The sequence below is a fragment of the Amycolatopsis sp. WAC 04169 genome, assembly GCF_003947535.1.
GTDB classification, from domain to species: Bacteria; Actinomycetota; Actinomycetes; order Mycobacteriales; family Pseudonocardiaceae; genus Amycolatopsis; species Amycolatopsis keratiniphila.
In genome coordinates, this window is the sequence record NZ_QHJI01000001.1 from 632,440 (window position 1) to 652,218 (window position 19,779).

A 19,779-nucleotide genomic window follows, 5' to 3' on the forward strand; every position below is an offset into this window, starting at 1 on the left:
ACTGAAAGCGGCATAGGCGCACGATTCCCACTAACGTGGGAGTCGTGCGCCTTTTAAGGACACCGGACGACCGGTTTTCGGACCTGCCCGATTTCGACTTCGAACCGCGCTACGCGGAACTCGTCGACCTTCACGGCGGCGTGATCAGAGTGGGCTACGTGGAGGCCGGACCCGAGGACGGACCGCCCGTCCTCCTGCTCCACGGCGAGCCGACGTGGTCCTACCTCTACCGCAAGGTCATCCCGGTGCTCGCCGACGCCGGGCTGCGCGCCATCGCGCCCGACCTGGTCGGCTTCGGCCGCTCCGACAAACCCGGCGACATGGTCGACCACACCTACCAGCGGCACGTCGAGTGGATGCGCGCGTTCGCCTTCGACGTGCTCGACCTGACCGACGTCACCCTGGTCGGCCAGGACTGGGGCGGACTGATCGGCCTGCGGCTGGTCGCCGAGAACCCCGACCGGTTCGCCAGGGTCGTCGCGGCCAACACCGGCCTGCCCACCGGCGACACCGACATGCCCGAGCTCTGGCACAAGTTCCGCGACGCCATGGAGAACGCCCAGGTCATCGACATCGGGCGGTTCGTCCAGTCGGGTTGTCAGACCAAGCTGAGCGACGAGGTCCGCGCCGCCTACGACGCGCCCTTCCCGAACGAGATGTACAAGGCCGCGCCGCGCGCGATGCCGTCGCTGGTGCCGATCACCCCGGAGGATCCGGCCTCGGCCGCCAACCGGGCCGCGCTCAAGGTGCTGTCCGAACTGGACAAGCCGTTCCTGGTCTCGTTCTCCGACGGCGACCCGATCACCGCGCCGTGGGGCCTCGAACTGCGGGGTTCGATGCGCGGCGCCCGCGAGCTGGAGCATCCGACGATCACCGGGGCCGGTCACTTCCTGCAGGAGGACGCCGGCGTGCGGCTGGGCGAGGTCATTGCCCGTTTCGCCCGCTCCTGATCCCCGTGGATGTCATGAACGACCCTTTCCTGACGGAAAACGTCAGGAAAGGGTCGTTCATGACACTTGTCAGGAGACGGCGGCCAGCGCGTCCACGATGATCCCGAGACCCTCCGCGGCCTCTTCGGCGGTCAGCGTCATCGGCGGCGCGATCCGCAGCACGTTGCCGTGCAGCCCGCCCTTGCCGATCAGCAGCCCCCGCGCCTTGGTCTCCTCCATCATCCGCGCCGCGGCGCCCGGGTTCGGCGTCATGCCGCCCGGCTCGACCAGCTCGACGCCGATCATCAGCCCCTTGCCGCGCACGTCCCCGATCAGCGGGTTCCCGGCCGCGCGCAGGCCGTCGAGCAGTTCGTTGCCGCGGGCGAGCGCGTTGGCCTGCAGGTCGCCCTCGGCGATGTGGTCGAGCACCGCGGCCGCGCCCGCCATCGCGACCGGGTTGCCGCCGAAGGTCGAGATCGAGTTCGCGGTCAGGCAGTCGACGAGGTCGCCGCGCGCGACGAGACCGCCGATGGCGAGGCCGTTGCCGAGCCCCTTCGCGAAGGTCATCGCGTCGGGGACGACGTCGTGCGCCTGGATCCCCCAGTAGTGTTCCCCGGTCCGTCCCCAGCCGGTCTGGACCTCGTCGGAGATGAACAGGATCCCGTACTGGTCGAGGACCTCCTTCATCGCCTTGAACAGGCCGTCCGGAGGTGAGCTGAAGCCGCCGACGCCCTGGATCGGCTCGGCGATCATGCAGGCGACGTCGCCCGAAGTACCCGTCTCCAGGACGTCCACGAGGTCCGCGACGCACGCGTCGATGTACTCGGTGTCCGAAAGCTCGCGGAACGGGCTGCGGTACCGGTAGCCGCCGTGCACGTAGCTCACCTTCACCGGGCTGAGCGACGACGCCGACCAGCCGCGGTTGCCGGTGATGCCGACCGTCGCGAACGACCGCCCGTGGTACGAGTTCCGCATCGCCAGCACCTGGTTGCTGCGCCGGTACTGGGTGGCGAGCATGAGCGCGGTGTCGTTGGCTTCGGTCCCGGAGTTGGTGAAGAACACCTTCGCGTCGGGGATGCCGGAGAGCTTCGCGATGCGCTCGGCCAGTTCGACCTGCGAGCGGATCAGGTACAGCGTCGACGTGTGCAGGATCCCGGTGTCGAGCTGCTTGCGCACGGCGTCGCTGATCGCCGAGACGTCGTAGCCCATCGAGTTCGTCAGGATGCCCGCGAAGAAGTCGAGGTAGGTGCGCCCGGTCGAGTCGATGACCCGGCGGTCCTGCGCGTGCACGATCTCGATCGGCTCGTCGTAGTAGAGCGCCAGCCACGACGGCAGCACCGCCTTGTGCCGCGCCAGCAGGTCCGCATCGGTCATCGGGTTTCTCCGTCCGCAGCAGGGAGATCTCAGTATGGGGAGCGGCCGAAACGGGCGGCAACGATCAGACTGTCGGGTTATCCGCCCGGACCCGCACATTTTGTGCGACTCGCACGGACTACCCTCAGCACTCGTGATTGACCCCAGGACTCTGCGCGATGAACCGGACGTCGTGCGCGCTTCGCAGCGTGCCCGTGGCGAGGACGAAGGAGTGGTCGACAAGCTGCTCTCCCTCGACTCCCGCCGCCGGTCCTCCATCGCCGCCGCCGACAAGCTGCGCGCCGAGCAGAAGTCGCTGGGCAAACTCATCCCGAAGGCGCAGGGCGACGAGCGGGCCGGGCTCCTCGCCAAGGCGAAGGAGCTCGCCGCCCAGGTCAAGACGGCCGAGGTCGAGCAGACCGAGGCGTCGGAGGAGTTCGAGCAGCTGCACCGCCTGGTGCCGAACCTCGTCCACCCCGACGCGCCCGAAGGCGGCGAGGACGACTACGTCGTGCTCAAGCACGTCGGCGAGCCGAAGAAGTTCGACTTCGAGCCGAAGGACCACCTCGAACTCTGCGAGGGCCTCGGCGCGCTCGACATGGAGCGCGGCGCGAAGGTCTCGGGCTCGCGGTTCTACTTCCTCACCGGCGTCGGCGCCCAGCTCCAGCTCGGCCTGCTGAACATGGCGATCGCGCAGGCGACCGCGAACGGCTTCACCCCGATGATCACGCCGACCCTGGTGCGGCCGGAGATCATGGCGGGCACCGGGTTCCTCGGCGCGCACTCGTCGGAGGTCTACCGGCTGCGCGACGACGACCTGTACCTCGTCGGCACCTCCGAGGTCCCGCTCGCCGGCTACCACGCCGACGAGATCCTCGACCTCGGCAAGGGCGCGAAGCGGTACGCGGGCTGGTCTTCCTGCTACCGCCGCGAGGCCGGTTCGTACGGCAAGGACACCCGCGGCATCATCCGCGTGCACCAGTTCGACAAGGTCGAGATGTTCGTCTACACGCGTCCCGAGGACGCCGAGGCCGAGCACGCGCGCCTGCTGGACTGGGAAGAGCAGATGCTCGCCAAGATCGAGGTCCCGTACCGGGTGATCGACACCGCCACCGGCGATCTCGGCACGTCGGCGTACCGGAAGTTCGACTGCGAGGCCTGGGTGCCGTCGCAGGGGACCTACCGCGAGCTGACCTCGACGTCGAACTGCACGACGTTCCAGGCCCGCCGCCTCGGCATCCGTTACCGCGACGACGACGGCCGCCCGCAGACCGTCGCCACGCTGAACGGCACGCTCGCCACCACCAGGTGGATCGTCGCGATCCTGGAGAACCACCAGCTCGAAGACGGTTCGGTCCGGGTGCCGGAGGCGCTTCGTCCCTTCCTCGGCGGAACCGAGGTGCTCACGCCGGCATCGAAGTAGGGTCCGCACCGAGGAGGGACCCGAATGAACCGCCGTCGCAAGTCGATCACCGCGCTGTCCGCGGCGGTCCTCCTGCTCGGCGGATGTTCCGAGACGATCTCGGGTACGGCGTCGCCGGTGCCCGGCCAGGGGCCGGTGCTCACCAAGGCGGCGCCGTACCTGTCCGAACGCGACGACACGCCGCGCGGCGTGTCCCTGTCGATCACGCAAAGCGCCGACATCCCGCTGAACGACTTCCACGCGGGCGCCCTGCCCGGTGAGAAGTTCGGCATCGGCGGCTTCACCTGGACGCGCTACGCGTCCCCGCTCGGCCCGACGGCCTGCGATCTCGCGCTCGCCGCGGCCCCCGCGATCGCGTCGAAGCTGCCCGGCGGCGAGCCGAACCCGAAGATCGTCCCGCCGCCCGGGCAGAAGAAGCCCGACGAAGCCGCGAAGCTGGCCATCGCCCCGGGCACGCCGGTGGATCCGGCCAATCTGGCAAATCCCGAGGACAAGGGCTGCGAGTGGAAGGACTCCGACGGCGACAAGGGGCAGCGTCCGCTGAACGTGACGCTCTTCCTCGCGACGGCCGTCGCCGGGCTCCAGGGCACCCCCGAGGAGACCGACCTCGGAGGTCGCAAGTGGACGGTCCGGTCCGACACCGCCACGAAGTACTGCACGGCCGCGACGCCGATCAGCGCGACGTCCACCGTGAAGGTCTCCAGCGGCCACTGGGACGACGAGACGAAAGCCTGTGACCTGCTGCGGGCCGCGCTGCCGACGGTGAGCGCCGCGCTGCCCGCCGGTTCGTGAACGGCGGCCGCGCACAAGTAGTGTGCGAGCCGATGAGGAGGGGACGCATGCGGTTTCGTAACTCGCTCGCGATCGGGCTGGCGGTGGTGACGCTCGGCGGCTGCACGTCGACGGTCGCCGGTACGGCTTCGCCGGTGCCCGGACAGGGACCCGTCATCACGAAGGCCGAACCGTGCGGCCTCCTCTCGGAGGAACACGCGAAAGCGCTGGGAGTCACCTATCCCGGAGCGGAGCGCCCGGCCAAACCCGAACAGAAGGTCCCCGCGACCTGCCGGTTCCGCGAGCCGGAGGACGTGCGCAAGGCGTCGAACCTCGAGGTCTCGCTGAGCAAGGACCTGCCGCTGAACGAGTACATGAACGGTGCCCAGCCGGGCGAGAAGTTCGGCATCGGCGGCTTCACCTGGACGCGGTACGCGACCATCCTCGGGCCGACCTACTGCTCGCTGAGCACGGAGATCACGCCGGACTCGTTCGTGGAGATCACCAGCGAAAGCCCCGACCACACCGAGGCCAACGCGTGCGACCTCGCCAAGGCGGCGGCCCCCGCGATCGCGTCGAAGCTGCCGGGTGGGGAGCAGAACCCGCAGATCACCGCCCCGCCGGGGCAGAAGCCCGCCGAGCCGGGCGGGCCGCTCGTGAGCACCGACCCGTGCGCCATGCTCAAGCCCGAGCAGACCGCCCAGTTGCGGCTCGCCCCCACCGGCGAACCGATGAAGTCCAGCGCCGACCCGAACCAGTTCGGCTGCGAGTGGGCCGACACGGACGGCGAGAAGGGCGAGAAGGCCTTCGACCTCTGGTTCTACACGACGAAGCCGATGGACGAGACTCCGACGCTGATCTCGCAGGGCCAACCGCAGGATTTCGACTCGGGCGACCGCAAATGGAAGCTCTACACCGAATCGGGCAGCAAACTGTGCGCGGCGGGTATCGCGATCACCCCGACATCGACGGTGGCGATCATCGCGGGCAACCTCGACGACCCCGCGAAGGCGTGCGAAGTGATCAAGGCCGCGGTCCCGCTGCTCAACGCGAACCTGCCGCCGTCGTCCTAGCCGGTCACCTCGTCGGCGATGTGCTTCGCGATCTCCAGCGCGCTCGTCGCCGCCGGTGAGGGCGCGTTGAGGACGTGCACCTGGTTCCGCGCGGTCTCGATCAGGAAGTCGTCGACGAGTGAGCCGTCCGGGCGCAGCGCCTGTGCCCGGACACCGGAGCCGTGCCGCACGATGTCGTCCTCGGTGACGGCGGGCACGAGCCGCGCGAGGCTTTCGGCGAAACGACGGCGGGAGAACGACCGGCGGACCTCGTCGAGCCCGGTCGGGTACGCGTACTTGCGCGCGAGCCGCCAGACGCCGGGGAAGCGGGCGACTTCGGCGAGGTCCTTCGCGGAGATGTCGCGCCAGGTGTAGCCCTCGCGCCGCAGCGCGAGCACGGCGTTGGGGCCGGCGTGCACGCTGCCGTCGAGCATGCGGGTCAGGTGCACGCCGAGGAACGGCAGCGACGCGTCGGGGACCGGGTAGATCAGGCCCCGCACCAGATGGCGGCGTTCGGGCTTCAGTTCGTAGTACTCGCCGCGGAACGGCACGATCCGCGCGCCCGGGGTGAGCCCGGCGAGCCGGGCGATCCGGTCCGCGTGCAGGCCCGCGCAGTTGACGAGGGCGTCCGCGTGGAGCACGTCGTCGCCGGTCGCCACCTCGACACCGCCGGTGCGGCCGGGGCGGATACCCAGCGCGGGTGTGCCGAGCCGCAGGTCGGCGTCGGACTCGTCGAGCAGCCGTACCAGCGCGGAGCAGACCGCGGGGAAGTCGATGATGCCGGTGGACTCCACGCGCAACGCGGCGACGCACGAGACCTCGGGCTCGTACTCGCGGGCCTCGCTCGGGGTGATCAGCTTGGCCGGGACCCCGTTGGCCTCCGCGCGTTCGGCGAGCACCTTGAGCGCCGGAAGCTCGGCTTCGGCGGTGGCGACGACCAGTTTGCCGCAGACCTCGACCGGCACCCCGTACTGCCTCGCGAAGTCCACAATGGACCGATTGCCCGCGGTGGACATCCTGGCCTTGAAGGAACCCGGCTTGTAGTAGAGCCCGGCGTGCACGACGTTCGAGTTGTGCCCGGTCTGGTGGGCCGCCCAGCGGTCCTCCTTCTCGAGCACCGTGACGTCCAGACCTCGTTTGGTCAGCTCCCAGGCGGTGGCGAGACCGACGATCCCGCCTCCGATGACTACGACTGTGCGCACGATCGACCAGGTTACCCGGAGCGCTACCTGACAGCCGTCAGGTTAGGTGGTACCGTACCTGACAAATGTCAGGTAAGCGGTTGAGCAGGGAAGAGCGCCGGGAGCGGATCCTGGCCGCGGCGGCGCGGGTGTTCGCCGCGTCCGGGTACGACGCGGCGGGGATGCGCGAGGTCGCGACGGCGGCGGGGATCAGCACGCCGGTGCTCTACGACCATTTCCCGTCCAAGGCGGCGCTGTACGCAGGCCTGCTGGAGTCCGAAGTGGACAGCCTGCTGGCGGGCTGGGCGGAGCTGCCGCCATCGGACACCGCCGAGGAACTGCTGCACGCCAGGGTGGCGGCGATCTTCGCCTGGATGGAGGCGAACGAACGCGGCTGGCGGATGATCTTCGCCGAGACGCCGTCCGACGAGGGCGTCGCCGAGGTGCACCGGCGTGGTCAGGCCCGCTCGACCGCGCAACTGACCGAGGTGTTCGGCCGGGTCCCCGGCCTGGCGCTGACCGCGGACCTGCCGCGCGACCGCGCGAACGAAGCGCTCGCCGAAGCGGCGAAGAGCGCACTGAACGCCATCGCCACCTGGTGGTGGGACAACCGCGACATCCCGCGGGAGCAAGTCGTCGCGCTCACGACGGATCTGTTGTGGCGCGGCCTGGGGAACCTGATCCAGGAGGACCGATGAGCATCGAAACCACCGAGCGGTACCGCCGGGCACTCGAGACCCGGGACGTGGACCTCGCGCTGAGCGTCTTCGCGCCGGACGCCGTCGTGCACTCGCCGCTGACGAGCCGGGTCCGGTTCAGCGGGCACGCGGAACTCAAGCCGTTGCTGGAAGTCGCCTACGCGCATCTGCGCGACGTCCGGTTCCACACCGACACCGGGGACGGCGAGACGCGCCTCGTCGTCTATACCGCGCATATCCGCGGCGAGGAGATCGAAGAGGCGGCGGTGCTGAAACTCGGCAAAGACGGGCTGATCACCGAGGTGACGCTGTTCGTGCGGCCGTTGCCCGGGCTCGTCGCGCTGATGGACGCCTTCGGCCCGGACATCGCGCGCCGCAACGGCCGCACCTTCGCGGCGCGGCTGCTCGCGGTGGCCGCGAAACCCTTGCTGGCCATGGTGCGGTCGGGTGACCGGCGCGCCGTCCCGCTCGCCGGCCCCCGCTGACGGACGACACGCGTGATCAGACGGACGACACGCGTGATCGGACGGACGACACGCTCGTCGTCCGTCCAATCACGCGCGCCGTCCATCCCGTCCCGGGAAGAGTCCCTTATGGACAATGAGTGCCTGAAACCCCGCTGACGGATGTCATGAACGACCCTTTCCTGACGAAAAACGTCAGGAAAGGGTCGTTCATGACACTTCACGCGGCCACAGGGACCGGAGCAGGTTCCTCTTCCGGGTCTTCGAGGACCTTCGGCACCCCGCGCAACGTGAACAGGGCGCTCACCGCCAGCACCGCCATCAACCCCGCCGAGCACAGCATCGTCACCTGCAACCCGTCGACGAACGCCAGTTTCGCGTTGGCCAGCACCAAAGCCCCCTGTTCGGGTGGCAGCTGGGCCGCGACCTGGACGGCGCCGCCGAGGGTGTCCGAGATCGCCTCCGGCGGCACACCCGGCGGGATGACGAGTTCGCTCCGGTACAGCGCGCCGAGCGCACTGCCCAGGACGGCGATCCCCAGCGCCCCACCGAGTTCGGTCGCCGTCTCGGAGATCACCGACGCCGCGTCCGCGCCGGCCTTCGGCACGACACCGAGCACCGTGTCCGTCGCGACGGTGAGGATCAGCGCCAGCCCCACGCCGAAGATGATCATCGCCGCCAGCAGATCCGTGTAGACGATCGTCACGCCGATCCCCGAGTACAACGCGAACCCGACCGCCGACAACGCGCAGCCCAGCGCGATGGTGACCGCGCGGCCGAAGAGCTTGATCCCGAACGGCGCGAGCACGCCGCCGAGGATCGCGCCGCCCATGCCGGGCAGCCCGGCGAGCCCGGATTTCAGCGGCGACCAGCCCGCCACCAGCTGCAGGTACTGCGCGAACATCAGCGAGACCGCGAGCTGCGCGAACATCGCCACGATGGTGGTGCCGACGGTCGCCGAGAACGCCCGCCGCGCGAACAGCTTCAGGTCCATCAGCGGTTCGGCCAGCCGCGGCTGCCGCAGGACGAACGCCAGCAGACAGCCGAGCCCGAGCACCGCGGCGACCGCGACATCCCAGTGTCCCCAGCCCTTGTACGCCACTTCCTTGATCGTGTAGACGATCCCGACCATGCCGACGATCGACAACAGCACGCTGAGGACGTCGATCCGGCCAGGGGCCGGGTTCTTCGACTCGGGCAGGATCAACGCGCCCGCGATCACCATGACCACCACCACCGGCACGTTGACCAGGAACACCGAACCCCACCAGAAATGGTCGAGCAGGAAACCGCCGACGAGCGGCCCCATGCCGAAACCGAGGATCGTCAGCCCGCTCGAAATCCCGATCACGGCCGCGCGTTCCTTGCCGGTGAACACGTTCCGCACGATCGACAGGGTCGACGGCATCAGCGTCGCGGCGGCGACCCCGAGCAGCGCGCGGGCGGCTATCAGGAGTTCCGCCGTCGGCGCGTACGCCGTGATCACCGAAGCGACCCCGAACAGCGACGCCCCGATCAGCAGCAGCTTCTTCCGGCCGACGCGGTCGCCGATGTTCCCCATCGTGATCAGCAGCCCGGCGAGCGCGAAACCGTACGCGTCGGCGATCCACAGCAGTTCCGTCGTCGAGGGATGCATCTGCTCCGAAAGCGACGGCAGCACCAGATGGAGCACCGTCAGGTCGATCGCGATCAGCAACTGCGCGAGCACGCAGACCGCGACCGTGCCGATCTTGCGGCCCTTGCCGATGGTCACCGCGACACCCCGAAGGTGAGTTCGGGCGAGTTCCGCGCGGTGCCGTTGTCGCCGTCACCGAGGTAGAACCGCGTGCTCATGGTGCGGGCCGCCGGGTCGAGGACACTGCGCCACAACGTCCGCCACGGCGCACCGGGCTCGACCGCGAACGACACCGCGTCGAGCGCGGCACGCGGTCCGGCGCCCGCCTCCTTGGTGACGGTGCGCAGCCGCTCGTAGGTGCGCATGGTCTCCGGCGTGTCCTCCGGCAGCGCGTCGATGTCCGGGTGCCGGTGCAGCAGGTGGTTCGTGACGCACAGCGGTCCGTCGGCCACCTCGACGAAGTACTCGACGTCGTGCGCTCCGCGTTCGTAGACGAAGCCGCGGCCGGAGGCGTCGGCGACGATGTAGTGACAGGGCGCGCCGTGCGCGTACTGCTTGGCGAGCATCAGCGCTTCCTTGGCCTCGTCGACGTTCTCGCAGGTGTCCAGCAGATACCGGCACACCTGCAGCACCGACAGGCCCGCCTGCGGACCGTGTTCCAGCGGCATGGCCGTCTCGACGTCGGCCATCAGCAACGCGACGACCAGCCCGGCCTCGTTGACCCCTTCCGTCGCACCGTCCATCGTGGCCATCGTCAGCGCGGTCGAGGCGATGCCGTCGTCCGGGATCGTCGTCAGGACGTAGGGCCGCGACGCCATCGGAACGGTCCCGTCGTCGACGGGTTCCTGCCCGGCCAGCACCGCACCCAGCTGGGTCCAGCTCATGGTGAAGAAGTCGTAGTTCCGGCCGAGCGCGCTCCCCGTCCACAGCGCCGAACACCCCGATCCGGCGGGCAGCGCGCTCGCGTCGTCGAAGGAGACCGCCGCGTCGGCCGGGAGCCCGTAGGCCTCGGCGAACCCGGCCAGGCGTCCGGCGTACTCGGGCCAGTTCCGGGTGAACCAGGTTCGCCGTGCCCTGGCGACGACCGGGTCGAGCGACGACGGCGACCAGTCCGAGCGCGCCTTCACTTCGGCGCCGAGCGCCCGGCCGATCTCGGCCTGGGAGCCGCGCAACGTCAGATGCCGCACGGCGAGGAAGTCTTCGGGAGATCCAGCTGCGTAAGTCATGTCCGGAGGGTCTCCGCGACCGCTGACCGTCCGCGCACCGATGGCTGACGGCGTCTGTCAGTGCCTGTCAGTGTTTGTCATCGGAATGTCATGTGCCCCGCGCGAAAGTGGTCCCACCAAGGCAACGACAAGCGAGGGAAACCATGCTCAGCAACAAGGTCTACATCATCGGCGGGGCCGTCATCAGCGTCCTCTTCGTCGCGCTCGCGATGGTCGAGTTCTCCACGGGCTACCCGGAGGACGGCCTGCAGGACCTGCTCTACGCCGTCGTCAGCGCCGGTGCCGGCGCCCTGCTGTACGTCCTCGACCGTCGCCAGCGTGAACGCCGTGCGGCTGCGGAAGCACAGCGTGACGCCCGATGAGGAACATCGATGGCGGCTTCCTCGCCGCACCCGACCAGGCCTCGCTCCAACGCCGCGAACAGGACGTGCGCAAGGGAAAGCTCGCGCTGATGCTGGCCGTCGTGGGCGGCTTCGTCGCACTGATCGCCGGCTACAACGTCTTCGCGGACTTCTCGCCGGTTTCGCTGGTGGTGACGATGCTCGGGCTGGCCGCCGCGGTCGGCGGCGGGGTGCTCACCAAACACCTGACGCGCAACGTGCGGTTCCGGGTGCACAAACCGAACGCGGGCCTGGTCGGCGCCGCGAAGCTGACCGGGCTCCTGGTGGCCTTCCTCGGGGTCGCCGCCCTGCTCGGTGCGATCGAGGCGCCCGGTGCGCTGCGCGTCGTCCTGATCGCCGGCGGCGTCGGCACCATCGCCTACGTGAAGTCGCTGCACGACCAGCAGTGGGTGCTCTTCGAACTGGACGCGGTGGGCGTCCGGATCGAGCGGACCGTCGTGCCATGGCGTGACGTCGCCCGGCTCACCATCGACCCGGTCGGCCCCGGGATGACCCGGCTCGGCGCCGTCCCGAACAACGCGGCGCCGCTGTACGTCGCGGTCCAGGACAGCGAGCTCGACCAGCGTCACCTCGCCGGCGCCGTCGGCCGCTTCGCGCCCCAGGGGATCCAGCTGGCAGGCGGTCAGAGTTTCCCGGTCAATTGAGCGGCGCCGCGCACGCCGAGCCCTCGGCGATAGGCCCGGTCGAAATCGTCCCCGAGCCGCTGCCGCACGGTCGTCCTGAGCAGGGCGGCGTCCAGATCGACGGCGAACGAGGTGCCCCGGATGGTCACCGCCGCCCCGATCAGGACCGCCGCCCGCTCGGCGTCGCCCCGCAGCAGCGCGACCCCCGCGAGGCCTTCGACGGCGCAGGCCATGGTGATGCTGTCGTGCCAGCGGTCCGCCGACACCAGCGCCAGCCGGTGCAGTTCCTCGGCCCCGTCGGCGTCGCCCTCGGCGGCCAGCACCCAGCCGAGCGAGATCTTCGCGCCGGCACGCACCCCTTCGGCCGCGAACGAACCACCGGAACACTCCGCGAGCGCGCGTTCGCTCAACGCGCGGGCCGCCGTCAGATCGCCCTCGTGCCGGGCGAGCACCGACAGCCCGACATACCCGGCCGCCCGGCTTTCGGGCATCCCGGCCCGGCGCGCGATCTCGATGGAGAGTTCGAGATCCGCCCGCGCGCCCGCCGCGTCGCCGTGAAGTAGTTTGCTTCCGCCGCGACGGCACAACAGATCCGCGTTGTCGTCGGACGCGCCGAGTTCCCGCATCAGCCGCAGGGCCTCGTTCATCGTTTCGAGGGCTTCGGCCTGCCGGTTCGTCCAGATCAGGGTCTGTGACAGATGGTCGAGGGCCATGGAAAGGCCCCAGCGTTCCCCGATCGAGCGGAACGCCTGCGCCCCCTCGCGCAGGAATTCCTCCGCCGTGTCGAGATCGCCCTGCATCATCGCGCGGAGGCCGTAGCCGGTCGGCGCGAGGGCGAGACTCCAAGCGTCACTGTTCGCCAGCAGCGCCCGGCTGCGTTCGATCAGCGCGTCGTCGTCACCGGGCGGGCCGCTGACGACCCCCATCAACAGCAGCAGCGCCGGGTTCCGGGGCGCCTTGACGAGGCTCAGCATGAGGCCTTCCACCAGCGGCAGGTGCCGGTCGAGCGCCTCGTGGCCCCGCAGCCCCGCGGCGGCGGTGAGCACGCAGAGCTGGTGTTCCTCTTCGAGACCGTCCGGCGCCCGCTCTCCGAGCCGTTTGACCACTTCCAAGCACAGCGTCGAGCCCTCGAACCGGCGACCGCGCATCCACCAGTACGTCACCAGCGAAGCCGAAAGCCGGAGCGCGAGCCGCGGGTCGGATTCGGCGGCCCAGCGCAACGCGGCGAGGAGATCGTCGTAGGCGGCGTCGAGACGGTCGAGCCAGCGCAGCTGGTCGCCGGTGCGCAGCTTCGGATCCGCTTCCTCGGCGAGGGCGAGGAAATGCTCGGCGTGCCTGCGCCGCACTTGCTCGGTTTCGCCCGCTTCGGTGAGTTTCCCGGCGAAGAAGGCCCGGATCGTTTCGAGCATCCGGTACCGGTCGCCGCCGCGTTCGACGAGTGATCTGTCCACAAGGGACGGAAGCAGCTCAGCGATGTCCGGTACGGCGCAGACCGCTTCGGCGTCGGCCAGTGTCGTGCCGCCCGCGAAGACCGTCAGCCGCCTGCCCAGCAGACGCTCGTCCTCGTCGAGCAGATCCCAGCTCCACTCGACGACGCCGCGCAGGGTGCGATGCCTGCTCTCGGCGGCCCGGCTGCCCCGCGAGAGCAGCCCGAACCGGTCGTCCAGCCTGGCCGCGATCTCGCCGATCGGCAGTGTCCGCACGCGTGCGGCGGCGAGTTCGATGGCCAGCGGCAATCCGTCGAGCGCGGCGCAGACCCGCTGGACGTCGCCCGCGGTGGTGTCGTCCACGGCGAATCCCGGGTCGCCGGCCCGCGCGCGGTCGGCGAACAGCCGGACGGCGGCGAAGTCCAGCGACCGGGCGGGCGGCGTGCCCGGCGGCGGCACGGCGAGCCTCGGCACGGGGGAGACGACCTCGCCGGTGATGCCCAGCGGTTCACGGCTGGTGGCGAGCACCCGCAGGGCCGGGGCCGCGCCGAGCAGCCGGGCGGCCAGCTTCGCGGCGGCCTCGACCAGATGCTCGCAGTTGTCGAGCACCAGCAGCACCGCCCGATCGGCCAGCGCGTCGATCAGCCGGTCCAGCGGCGCGTTCTCCACCGGCGCGGTGACCGCCCCGAGCGGGACCGTCCGCAGACCGAGCGCGGTCAGCACGGCGTGGGCGACGTCCGGCTCCTCGGTGTACGGCGCGAGCTCGACGAAGACCGCCGGGAGGTCCATCGCGGCAGCGGTCTCGATGGCCAGCCTGGTCTTGCCCGTCCCGCCGGGACCGGTCAGCGTCACGAGCCGCGAGCGGTCCAGCTGCCCGAGCACGTGCCGGAGGTCGCCTTCGCGACCGATGAAACTGGTGAGCTGCGCGGGAAGTGGCGCGGTTGTGGTTTTAACCGGCGGCGTCTCACCCCGCAGCACGGCCAGATGCGCGGCGGCGAGTTCCGGTCCGGGGTCGGCGCCGAGCTCGTCGGCCAAAATCCGGCGGGCGTCCTCGAACGCGGTCAGCGCGTCGGCCTGACGGCCGGCGGCGTGCAGGGCGCGGATCAGCAGCGCGCGGGGCCGTTCCCGTAGCGGCTGCTCGTCGATGACCTCGCGAAGCTCGCCGAGGACGTCTTCGTGTCTCCCGAGCTTGAGAGCGGCCTCGACACGGTCTTCGATCGCCGACGTCTTCAGCTCGTTCAGCCGCGTGACCTGCGGATCCCGGAACGGCGCGTCGGTGATGTCCGCGAACGCCGGACCGCGCCAGAGACCGAGAGCGTCACGAAGCAGCTCAGCCGCTTTCGCGGCGTCTCCCGTCGCGAGAGCGCGTCGGCCCTCGGCGGCGAGCCGCTCGAACCGGTGGACGTCGACGTCGTCGGGGTCCACGACGAGGCGGTAACCCGCCGGGCTGAACTCGACGGGCGCGAGCTCCTTCAGCGCGCCGCGCAGCCGCGAGACCTGCGATTGCAGCGCGTTCGCCACCCCATCGGGTGGCTGCTCGCCGTAGAGGCCGTCGATGAGCCGCTCCGCCGGGACGACCCGGCCCGCCTCCAGCGCGAGCAACGCGAACAGCGTGCGGACCCTCGGGCCGCCGACCGGCACGGTGGTGCCGTCCTCGCGGCGCACCTCCGTCGCCCCCAGAACGCCGAATCGCATGCCGTCACCCTAGGGCGTCGTTGACCTGGGCGGATCCAGCCCGCCCGAGATCGGCCGAATGGCGTCTATACACTTCGCCGGGTCCCCACGCAATGGGAGAGGGCGGCGGGAGAGGGTAGAGGAAATGTCTGAGCACGAACCCGTGGTCCTCGGTCAGCCGACCGTCGGCGACGAAGAGCTCGCCGCGGTGGCGGAGGTGTTCCGGTCCGGCTGGCTGGCCGGTGCCGGTCCCGCCTGCCGCCGTTTCGAGGAACGCTTCGCGAAGACCGTCGGCACCGCGCACGCCCTGACCACCAGCAACTGTGGCTCGGCACTCTTCCTCGGGCTGCGTGTGCTCGGTGTGAAGCCGGGCGACGAGGTCATCGTCGGCGACTACACGTTCCCCGCCACCGGCCACGCCGTGCTCCAGGCAGGCGCGACCCCGGTGTTCGCCGACATCCGCCCGGACGTGTGGAGCGCCGACCCGGCGTCGATCGAAGCGCTGATCACGCCGCGCACGGTCGGCATCCTCGCCGTCGACGTGGCCGGGCAGCCCGGTGACTTCGACGAGTACCGCGCCATCGCCGACAAGCACGGCCTGTGGCTGTTCGAGGACGCCGCCTGCGCCGCGGGCGCGACGTACAAGACCCGCCCGGCAGGCAGCCTCGCCGACCTCGCCGCGTTCTCCTTCCACGGCCGCAAGGGCATCACCGCGGGCGAAGGCGGCGCGCTGGTCTCGGACCGCGAAGACCTCATCGCGCACGCGCGCAAGCTGCACACCTACGGCATCGAGCCCGCCATCACCCGTGAGGGTTCCGGCGCGCTGCCGATCCCGGAGTTCCACGAGCTGGGCTACAACTTCCGGCTCTCGGACGTGCAGGCCGCGATCATGAACGTCCAGCTCGACCGCCTCCCGGACCTGCTCTCGGCCCGCCGTTCGGTGGCCAAGCGCTACCACGAGGCGTTCGAGAATCTGCCCGGTATCGACGTCCCGGTGGAGCTGCCGGACCGCGAGCACCCGTGGCAGGCCTACATCCTCACCGTGGCCCCGGAGATCGACCGCGACGCGCTCGCGCTGCGGATCCGCGAGCAGGGCGTGCAGTGCAACTTCGGCACCTACGCCTCGCACCTCCAGCCCATCTACGGCAAGAAGCAGACCTTGCCGGTATCGGCGGACCTCTTCGCCCGTCACCTCGCCATCCCGATGCACGCCAACCTCACCGATGCCCAGGTCGACCGGGTCATCGGGACCGTCAGCGCCGCACTGCCGAGCTAGGAGAGAAATGCCCGACAAGAAGGTCCTCTTCACCGGGGGCGGCGGTTTCATCGCCGCGCACGTCATCCCGATGCTGATCGAAGGCGGCTACACCGTCCGCGTCTTCGACAACATGACGCGCGGCGACCGCGCCCGGATCAACGAGTTCGTCGCCACCGGCAAGGTCGAACTGGTCGAGAAGGACGTGCGCTACGGCGGCGCCGTGCGCGAGGCCATGCGCGGCTGCACGCACGTCATCCACTTCGCCACCGTGTCGATCAACAAGTCGGTCGCGGACCCGCACGAGTCCATCGACATCAACATGGTCGGCAACCACAACGTCTTCGCCGCCGCGGCGGACGAGGGTGTCGAGCGGCTGGTGTTCGCCTCGACCGCGTCCGTCTACGGCGACCCGAAGCGGCTGCCGATGCACGAGGACGACGAGCTCAAGCCGCTCACGCCGTACTGCATCTCGAAGCGCGCGGGCGAGGACATGCTCGGCTTCTACGAGCGCACCAAGGGCCTGTCCTGGAACGCGCTGCGGTTCTTCAACGTGTACGGCCCCGGCCAGAAGATCGAGGCCTACTACACGTCGGTGATCAACCACTTCATCCAGCGGCTGCGCGCCGGCCAGCCGCCGATCATCGACGGTCGCGGCGACCAGTCGATGGACTTCGTGCACGTCACCGATCTGGCCCGCGCCGTCGTCGCCGCGCTCGAATCGGAGCAGGCCAACGTGCCGATCAACATCGGCACCGGTATCGACACCTCCATCGCGACGCTGGCGAAGATCCTCATCGACGCCGTCGGCGTGAACGTCGAGCCGCTGTTCAACGAGCGCGACGTGCTGGTTTCCCGGCGTGCCGCCGACATCACCCGTGCCCGCGAGATCCTCGGCTGGGAGCCGAAGATCTCGGTGGAAGAGGGCATGTACGAACTGGTGAAGGCTTCGGAGTGAGTGCCGGGCCAGGGGAGAGCCGCCCCATGCGTATCGCCGTGGTGAACAACTTCTTCCCGCCGAGGGTGGGCGGAAGCGCGCACATGGCGGCTTCCCTGGCCGAGCAGTACGCGGCGCGCGGGCACGAGGTGCTCGCGATCACCGCCGCGTACGCCGACGCCCCGGCCGACGAGACGAAGGACGGCTACCGCGTCGTCCGCCTGCCCGCGGTGAAGATGCCGCAGCTGGGCCTGTCGATCGACTTCGACATGAGCTTCGCCTCGCTGCGGCCGGGGAACTGGCGACGGCTGCGGAAGCTGCTGGACGAGTTCAAACCGGACGCGATCCACCTGCACGGGCAGTTCTTCGACCTGTCGTGGCTGGCCGGACGGTACGCGCGGCGGCACAAGCTGCCGATGCTGCTGACCATCCACACGCTGCTGATCAGCGACAACAAGCTGTACGGCGGCGTCTTCCGGTTCCTGGACACCGTGCTGGTGAACCCGATCCTGCGCTACCTCAAGCCGCGGTACGTCATCCTCGACAAGCTCGGCGTCGACTACTGCGTCGAGCGCTACGGCACGAGCGACGCGAACTCGGACTACTTCCCGATCGCCGTCGACACCGGGAACTTCGAGAAGCCTTTGACGAAGGATGTCCGGGCGGAGCATGGGCTCGGCGACGGTCCGGTGATCGTCTCGCTCGGGCACGTGATCCCGCTTCGCAACCGGTTGCCGCTGGTCGAAGCCCTTCCGTCCATTTTGGACAAGCACCCCGGCGTGAAGGTGCTCGTCGTCGGCCGCGTCTATCACGACGTCTTCCTCAAGCGGGCGGAAGAACTCGGGGTCGCGGACGCCATCATCGTCACCGGCGCCGTGCCGAAGGCGGACGTGCCCGCGTACTTCGCCGCCGCCGACATCGTCACGCACGACCTCAACGGTGGCTGCGGCACCGCGTCGCTTGAGGCGATGCTCTCGGGTACCGCCACCATCGCTTCGGTCACCGAGGACAACTACCCGGGCATCGAACTGCGCAACGGCGAGAACATCCTGCTGGTGCGCCCGGACGACAGCGAGGCGGTGGCGAACACCGTCATCGAACTGCTCGACGACCCGGAGAAGCGGGCTTTGGTGGCACAGCGGGAAAGCGCGATGGTGCGGGCCAACTTCGGCCTCGACGTCGTCGCCGAAGAACACCTGCGTACCTTCGAGAAACTGGTGACCGAGGCCGATGTTCTTCGATGACGAGCGCAGCAACCGGTTGCGCCCGCAGATCCTGACCGAACTCGTTTCGCAGTACATGAACGACGCCGAGCGCGCTCGTTTCTACGGGCTGCCGGAGTCGACCAGGGTCCGCGAACGCGTCAAGATCATCAGCCCGGAGAACCTGAAGATCGGCGAACACTGCTGGATCGGCGAAGGCGCGGCGCTCGACGCGAGCGGCGGGCTGGAGATCGGCGAGCACACCAGCATCGGCCTGAACACGCTGATCTTCACGCATTCCAGCTGGCTCGCGAACATGACGCTGCAGAACCACTCCGGCAGCGACCTCATCGAACGCAAACCCGTGAAGATCGGCAAAGGCTGCTTCATCGGCGGCCTCGTGGTGATCATGGCCGGGGTCACGATCGGCGATTTCGCCACCGTGCAGCCGAATTCCGTGGTCGCCAAGGATGTCCCGCCGCGCAGCCTGGTGGCGGGCAACCCGGCGCGGGTGTTCCAGAAGTACGACGACGAGTACATCCAGTCCGAAGTGGAGCGTGTGCGCGCCGAAAACGCGCGGCGGCGGGCGCTGGCGGAGGAGCGCGGGGACGCCGCCGGTTCTTGGGGTGCCCCGGCGGGCGACTTCACGGAGTAGCTAGAGCCGGCGTCACGTGATCAGGCACGTAACTCGCGTGATTCGACGCCGCACTCGGTGTTGCGCCTCTGATCACGCGAGTTCCGCCTTCGATCACGCGAGTGCGGTCTTACGACCAGCCACACCGGCTGCGTTTGCGGCTCCGCAAGAGCACGCTCGTCCACCACTGTGCCGAGTGATGAATCCCGGCTCGATCCCGCAGTATGTTCGATGCCGATGTCTCAGGTGACTCTCGACGACTGGGCGGCCATGCCGCTGAACCGGGCCGAAGTGCGGCGCGGCGTCCTGGTCGCGGCACCTTTCCTGGACATCCGGCACCAACTGGCGGTCACGCGGCTGGCCTACTTCCTGGACGAGCGCTTTCCGGATCTGGTCGCCCTCGCCGGAGTCGAGCTGTTGCTCGCCGAGGAGCCGTTGACCATCCGCGTGCCGGACGTACTCGTCACGAGCTCGACCGAGCTGAATGTCCGCCGGGCCTCGCCGCCGGACGTGCGCCTGGTCATCGAGGTGCTCTCCGAAGGTACCGTCCGCACCGACCGGGTCACCAAATTCTCCGAATACGCCGAAGTCGGCATCGAGCACTACTGGATCGTCGACCTCGAAGAACCGGCGAGCATGACCACCTACCGCTTGATCGACGGCGAGTACGAGAACTTCGGCGAGCACACCGGCAAGGTGAGCCTCGACTTCGACGGCACCCCGCTCACCCTCGACCTCGACGCGCTGACCACCCGCCACGCGCAGCGCCCCTGAATGTCATGAACGACCCTTTCCTGACGAAAAACGTCAGTAAAGGGTCGTTCATGACATTCGACCAAGCAGCAGGGCCGCTCACGACCGGGAACCACCACCCCGCTCGACCCGACTACTAGGCTCGGCGGGGGAGTTCCCCG

At 69.4% G+C, this 19,779-nt stretch carries 18 protein-coding genes; 13 read left to right on the forward strand and 5 right to left on the reverse strand.

The features are described from left to right. The first annotated feature begins 44 nt into the window (after nucleotides 1–44). A complete protein-coding gene (locus DMC61_RS03035) occupies nucleotides 45–950 on the forward strand; it encodes a haloalkane dehalogenase (protein WP_125686604.1) in 906 nt (301 codons plus the stop codon). Nucleotides 951–1,019: 69 nt separating this feature from the next. Here DMC61_RS03035 and DMC61_RS03040 read toward each other — a convergent pair whose 3' ends face one another. Then, nucleotides 1,020–2,303 carry an aspartate aminotransferase family protein gene (locus DMC61_RS03040; RefSeq protein WP_125686606.1) on the reverse strand — a complete coding sequence of 428 codons (1,284 nt, stop codon included), beginning with the start codon at nucleotides 2,301–2,303 and terminating at the stop codon, nucleotides 1,020–1,022. A 133-nt stretch (nucleotides 2,304–2,436) separates the two neighbouring features. Between DMC61_RS03040 and serS the strand changes: the two genes are divergently transcribed. Genes serS through DMC61_RS03055 form a run of 3 tightly spaced genes read left to right on the forward strand, consistent with a single transcriptional unit; the run spans nucleotide 2,437 to nucleotide 5,549 of the window. Next, entirely contained in the window at nucleotides 2,437–3,705 is a 1,269-nt protein-coding gene (serS, locus tag DMC61_RS03045; RefSeq protein WP_076153332.1) for a serine--tRNA ligase, read from the forward strand. Between the two features lie 24 nt (nucleotides 3,706–3,729). Further along, nucleotides 3,730–4,497, forward strand: coding sequence for a DUF3558 domain-containing protein (locus tag DMC61_RS03050; protein WP_125686608.1), 768 nt, complete (start codon nucleotides 3,730–3,732; stop codon nucleotides 4,495–4,497). Between the two features lie 47 nt (nucleotides 4,498–4,544). Beyond that, nucleotides 4,545–5,549: a DUF3558 family protein gene (locus tag DMC61_RS03055; protein ID WP_125686610.1), complete on the forward strand. Its 1,005-nt coding sequence runs from the start codon at nucleotides 4,545–4,547 to the stop codon at nucleotides 5,547–5,549. Here DMC61_RS03055 and lhgO read toward each other — a convergent pair. Beyond that, nucleotides 5,546–6,730 (reverse strand): L-2-hydroxyglutarate oxidase, encoded by a 1,185-nt coding sequence (lhgO, locus tag DMC61_RS03060; RefSeq protein ID WP_125686612.1) that lies wholly within the window; start codon nucleotides 6,728–6,730, stop codon nucleotides 5,546–5,548. The genes DMC61_RS03055 and lhgO overlap by 4 nt on opposite strands. 80 nt (nucleotides 6,731–6,810) lie before the next feature. Here lhgO and DMC61_RS03065 point away from each other — a divergent pair, with 80 nt between their 5' ends. Then, a complete protein-coding gene (locus DMC61_RS03065; RefSeq protein WP_125686614.1) occupies nucleotides 6,811–7,407 on the forward strand; it encodes a TetR/AcrR family transcriptional regulator in 597 nt (198 codons plus the stop codon). Next, the gene (locus DMC61_RS03070) at nucleotides 7,404–7,892 is read left to right on the forward strand and encodes a nuclear transport factor 2 family protein (RefSeq protein ID WP_125686616.1); all 489 of its coding nucleotides are present in this window, start codon (nucleotides 7,404–7,406) and stop codon (nucleotides 7,890–7,892) included. The genes DMC61_RS03065 and DMC61_RS03070 overlap by 4 nt, the downstream gene beginning before the upstream one ends. 199 nt (nucleotides 7,893–8,091) lie before the next feature. Here DMC61_RS03070 and DMC61_RS03075 read toward each other — a convergent pair whose 3' ends face one another. After that, a complete protein-coding gene (locus DMC61_RS03075) occupies nucleotides 8,092–9,624 on the reverse strand; it encodes an MFS transporter (RefSeq protein WP_125686618.1) in 1,533 nt (510 codons plus the stop codon). Next, the gene (locus tag DMC61_RS03080; protein WP_125686620.1) at nucleotides 9,621–10,712 is read right to left on the reverse strand and encodes a C45 family autoproteolytic acyltransferase/hydolase; all 1,092 of its coding nucleotides are present in this window, start codon (nucleotides 10,710–10,712) and stop codon (nucleotides 9,621–9,623) included. The genes DMC61_RS03075 and DMC61_RS03080 overlap by 4 nt, the downstream gene beginning before the upstream one ends. 143 nt (nucleotides 10,713–10,855) lie before the next feature. Here DMC61_RS03080 and DMC61_RS03085 point away from each other — a divergent pair, with 143 nt between their 5' ends. Together DMC61_RS03085 and DMC61_RS03090 are read left to right on the forward strand one after the other, a co-directional pair. Beyond that, a complete protein-coding gene (locus DMC61_RS03085; protein WP_038507458.1) occupies nucleotides 10,856–11,074 on the forward strand; it encodes a hypothetical protein in 219 nt (72 codons plus the stop codon). After that, nucleotides 11,071–11,757 carry a hypothetical protein gene (locus DMC61_RS03090; protein WP_125686621.1) on the forward strand — a complete coding sequence of 229 codons (687 nt, stop codon included), beginning with the start codon at nucleotides 11,071–11,073 and terminating at the stop codon, nucleotides 11,755–11,757. The genes DMC61_RS03085 and DMC61_RS03090 overlap by 4 nt, the downstream gene beginning before the upstream one ends. Here DMC61_RS03090 and DMC61_RS03095 read toward each other — a convergent pair. Further along, entirely contained in the window at nucleotides 11,736–14,858 is a 3,123-nt protein-coding gene (locus DMC61_RS03095; RefSeq protein WP_125686623.1) for a BTAD domain-containing putative transcriptional regulator, read from the reverse strand. The genes DMC61_RS03090 and DMC61_RS03095 overlap by 22 nt on opposite strands. Nucleotides 14,859–14,982: 124 nt before the next feature. Here DMC61_RS03095 and DMC61_RS03100 point away from each other — a divergent pair, with 124 nt between their 5' ends. The 5 genes from DMC61_RS03100 (at nucleotide 14,983) to DMC61_RS03120 (ending at nucleotide 19,639) form a co-directional block, all read left to right on the forward strand. Then, a complete protein-coding gene (locus DMC61_RS03100) occupies nucleotides 14,983–16,113 on the forward strand; it encodes a DegT/DnrJ/EryC1/StrS aminotransferase family protein (RefSeq protein ID WP_016330652.1) in 1,131 nt (376 codons plus the stop codon). 7 nt (nucleotides 16,114–16,120) lie between these two features. After that, nucleotides 16,121–17,050 carry an NAD-dependent epimerase/dehydratase family protein gene (locus DMC61_RS03105; RefSeq protein WP_016330653.1) on the forward strand — a complete coding sequence of 310 codons (930 nt, stop codon included), beginning with the start codon at nucleotides 16,121–16,123 and terminating at the stop codon, nucleotides 17,048–17,050. 26 nt (nucleotides 17,051–17,076) lie between these two features. After that, nucleotides 17,077–18,273 carry a glycosyltransferase family 4 protein gene (locus DMC61_RS03110; protein ID WP_125686625.1) on the forward strand — a complete coding sequence of 399 codons (1,197 nt, stop codon included), beginning with the start codon at nucleotides 17,077–17,079 and terminating at the stop codon, nucleotides 18,271–18,273. Beyond that, on the forward strand, nucleotides 18,260–18,886 hold the full coding sequence (locus tag DMC61_RS03115; protein ID WP_038507474.1) for a DapH/DapD/GlmU-related protein: 627 nt from the start codon (nucleotides 18,260–18,262) through the stop codon (nucleotides 18,884–18,886). The genes DMC61_RS03110 and DMC61_RS03115 overlap by 14 nt, the downstream gene beginning before the upstream one ends. A 216-nt stretch (nucleotides 18,887–19,102) precedes the next feature. Further along, entirely contained in the window at nucleotides 19,103–19,639 is a 537-nt protein-coding gene (locus DMC61_RS03120) for a Uma2 family endonuclease (protein ID WP_233594680.1), read from the forward strand. Nucleotides 19,640–19,779 lie beyond the last annotated feature (140 nt).